At 44.4% G+C, this 4,034-nt stretch carries 3 protein-coding genes; 1 reads left to right on the forward strand and 2 read right to left on the reverse strand.

Features of this window, described 5'->3' with window-relative positions; translation table 11 throughout:
• Positions 1-107 precede the first annotated feature (107 nt).
• Positions 108-458 (reverse strand): nitrite reductase small subunit NirD, encoded by a 351-nt coding sequence (gene nirD, locus AAEY79_RS14070; protein ID WP_191115282.1) that lies wholly within the window; start codon positions 456-458, stop codon positions 108-110.
• A gap of 137 nt (positions 459-595) precedes the next feature.
• The gene (gene nirB, locus AAEY79_RS14075) at positions 596-3,196 is read right to left on the reverse strand and encodes a nitrite reductase large subunit NirB (protein WP_352288828.1); all 2,601 of its coding nucleotides are present in this window, start codon (positions 3,194-3,196) and stop codon (positions 596-598) included.
• 641 nt (positions 3,197-3,837) lie between these two features.
• Between nirB and AAEY79_RS14080 the strand changes: the two genes are divergently transcribed.
• Positions 3,838-3,960, forward strand: a complete 123-nt coding sequence (locus AAEY79_RS14080; RefSeq protein ID WP_352288831.1) for a hypothetical protein — start codon at positions 3,838-3,840, stop codon at positions 3,958-3,960.
• The last annotated feature ends 74 nt before the right edge of the window (positions 3,961-4,034 follow it).

Here is a 4,034-nt window from a genome sequence, read left to right on the forward strand (position 1 = left end):
TTTTATGATTATGTTTGATGACCGTATCAGTAAGCATTTAATCTAAATGGCAGTTACACAGAATCTGGGATGGTCTCGGCATATCAAATTAGAGATAACGTCGCTTATTATTCGTAGTTTGCCACCACATTATTTCCATCAAGTTTGAATTTATAAGTATTGAGCACAATACTCTCATCATCTAAACACTGACCAGTAGCTAGGTTAAAGCGTTGCTTATAGATGGGCGAGGCCACATAAAGCACTTCTTTTGCTGTTCCTGTATCATCTGTAATCGTGGTTCCACCAATCAACCCCCGTGACAGTACATTGGCTTGACTGAATGGATCGTAGTTATCAAGAGCAAATAAATCATTCTGTTTGGTACGAAAAATAGCAATTTGTTTGCCATCTATCAGGGCGCAGACACCGGTTTCAGGAATAATATCGTCAAGTGTACAAATAGTCTGTTGGTTCATGAGGCGGTATCCTTAGTGATGATAATATTGTTCTGTATGAGTGGTAAATCATGAGTGACAAGCTGCAAGTCACAAAAACATGAGTCAAAAAATAGCACCTTGCTTTTTGCGATAACTAACAAGGCACTCCTCCTTGGCTAGGCCAGTTCAACCAGGTTGATGGTTGCTTTTTCCGCATCAGTCGCTGGGCGAATCTGCTCACGATCAGTCACGAAAACGACATTATCATCGCCTTTCTCACTGTTTACAAAATGACGGAAACGTTTGAGTTTTTCGGTGTCATTAATCGTCGCTGCCCACTCACACACGTAATTGTCGACCAATAACTGCATTTGCGCTTCGAGCTCATCTGCTATGCCCAAGCTGTCTTCAATAATGACGGCTTTTAGATAATCCAGCCCGCCATCTAAGCTTTCACGCCACTTTGAGGTGCGCTGTAGTTTGTCCGCTGTTTTGATATAGAACATGATGATGCGGTCGATGTATTTGACCATGGTTTCGGTATCTAGATCGGTGGCGAACAGCTCGCCATGACGCGGGGTAATACCGCCATTACCACAGACGAATAAATTCCAGCCGTTTTCAGTCGCAATCATGCCAAAGTCTTTACTTTGCGCCTCAGCACATTCGCGCATACAACCTGATACACCCATCTTGATTTTGTGCGGTGAGCGTACGCCTTTATAACGATCTTCTAATCTTAAAGCGAGGCCAATACTGTCATCGACGCCGTAGCGGCACCAGTTATTACCGATACAAGATTTCACAGTACGTAAAGATTTGCCATAGGCATGGCCAGTTTCAAAGCCTGCTTGCACCAGTTGCGTCCAAATATCAGGCAACTGCTCCATGCGTGCGCCAAACAGATCGACCCGCATCCCACCAGTGATTTTGGTGTACAAATTAAACTGCTTCGCCACTTGACCCAGTACGATGAGCTTGTCTGCAGTGATTTCACCACCCGGCACACGCGGCACGACAGAATAAGTGCCGTCTTTTTGGATATTACCTAAGTAGTAATCGTTACTGTCCTGTAGTGGTGTCAGCTCGGTTTTGAGTACATAGTCGTTCCAGCACGATGCCAAAATAGAGGCGACTGTCGGTTTACATATCTCACAACCATGGCCGCTGCCATGTTCAGTCAATAATTCATCAAAGGTTTTGATACCGTGCACACGAATCAGGCTATATAAATCTTGACGAGAGTACGCAAAGTGCTCACACAAGTCATTGTTTACTTCAAAGCCCATGGCGGTGAGTTGATAGCTGACCGTATCTTTGACCATAGGGGCACAGCCACCACAGCCACTACCGGCGCTGGTCATGGTTTTTACATCGCTGACGGAGTATGCGCCGTTTTCGACGGCTGAGCAGATAGCACCTTTGGTCACGTTATAACAAGAGCAAATCGTGGCGGTGTCTGGTAGATTGTCGATGCCCATTACGGGTTTTTCAACATTGGGTAATATCAGGCTTTCTGGGTGTGCAGGTAGGTCAATATCATTTAAATACAATTGCAGTAAGTTATTATAGTCTTCGGTGTCACCTACCAATACAGCACCAAGCAAGCGTTTGTTATCAGGTGTGGTGACCAGTTTTTTGTAGATGCCCTCAGCAGGATTTTGATACAGATAGCTTAAACTGCCGTCACTCGTGCCATGTGCATCGCCAATACTGCCCACATCCACACCCATCAGTTTTAACTTGGTGCTCATGTCGGCACCCGTAAATATCTGCTTGCTATCACCAGCAATTTGCGCGGCACAGATACTGGCCATGTTATAACCGGGAGCCACCAGACCAAATACTTTGTTGTCCCATACTGCGCATTCGCCTACGGCATAAACATGATCGGCATTGGTACGACATTGCTCATTGATCAATATACCACCGCGCCCTCCCATTTCGATACCGCATTCGGGGTTGTTTTTGATGAGGCCATCTTGCGGTCTAATACCGGCGCTAAATACAATCATATCGGTTGTTAGAGAGGTGCCATCTGTAAACTCCATGGTTAAATGTTGATCATCACTGATGGTGTCATCAGAGTTGGGCGCCGTGTTAGACAGAATCTCTTTGGTGTTTTTCCCCGTCAGCACTTTGACACCAAGTGCTTCTATTTTTCGCTTTAAAATTTCACCACCAGCGGCATCAAGCTGAACGCCCATCAATTGCGGCGCAAACTCGACCACATAGGTATCCAGCCCTAGCGTCACGAGCGCTTTTGCGGCCTCAAGTCCCAGTAGACCACCACCAACCACTACGCCTTTTTTGACAGTGGGCAGCTCAGCAATCGCTAGAATCTCATCTAAATCCGCAATGGTACGGTATACGTGGCAATGCGGATGCTCACGGCCTGGGATGGGTGGCACAAAAGGATATGAGCCCGTCGCTAGTACCAACTCAGAGTACTCAATAATCTCGCCTGCCTCAGTAGTAATACGCTGACTGGCCGAATCGATATCTACAATGCATTGGTTCAAATGCAAATTAACTTTTGATAATTCATAGGCTGTTAAATCTACTAGGTTCAGCTTACTGGCATCTTTATGTTCAAAGTAGCTCGACAAATAAACACGGTCATAAGCAGGGCGGTCTTCTTCAGCAAACACATGAATGTCAAATTGCTGGTGTAGCCCTTGTTCAATTGCTCGTTCAATAAAGTGATGACCGACCATACCGTTGCCAATCACCACCAAATTGCCTTTACTTTCTGTGCTCAATGCAGTGCTACTCATGCGTCTGTCCTTAGTAATGGGGCTGGCTGGGTACGGTCATCGTTTATTTTTTTATCACGCTATAAACGGCTCCGTCCCTCAACAACAGCTGATAAACAGCATTTAATACCTACCATTACAGAGCATTCAATAATCATGCCATAGCACTTTGATTAGCTGGGTTTTTGCGTGTTGCTATTAGGCATAAAGGTATGCCGTATCGGGACCAGTCGCTTATGTACTAAGGTTTTTATGTCAGCATGATTAGCGCTACTATTTGCCAAAAACCAGGGTGAGCACGATTGTTAACGATAGCGATATCAAAAATTAATGCACCAAAATAGATACTACTGTGCCCCAAGTTGGATGTTATTGCTGTTTATAAGAGAGGCTGATGGAGTGTTTTAAACCTGCTGTGTTAATGCTTTATTAGCATAAGCGTTAGGTGTGGCGATGGTTATAGACCCACCAGTAAAGGCGCTTGGATAATTAACGAGTGCTGACCTTTATACAGATTTGGCAGCGTACACAAATAACTGGCATAACCATTGCACCGCCTGAAACATTGCTACTTATCATTTTTGAATACTGCATTTTTTGAACACTTAGTACATTTAGTACGTTGTCAGAACCCTGAAGTTAATCATTTGAGGAAGTTGCCTATGTCATCATCAGCCCCCGTTAAGCCTAGTAAAGACAAGCTTAATATTTTGTCATTTACGGGTAAAAATAAAATCCTTCATTTAGGTTGGATGGCATTTTTCCTTACCTTTTTTGTATGGTGAGCTATGCTGAAGAAACCGTACAAGTAAACTTGGTAAACTAACGACTCAACGAGGAGTTTACCATGACCAAGAAA

Source organism: Psychrobacter sp. GW64-MNA-CIBAN-0177 (genome assembly GCF_040309585.1).
Taxonomy (GTDB): domain Bacteria; phylum Pseudomonadota; class Gammaproteobacteria; order Pseudomonadales; family Moraxellaceae; genus Psychrobacter; species Psychrobacter okhotskensis.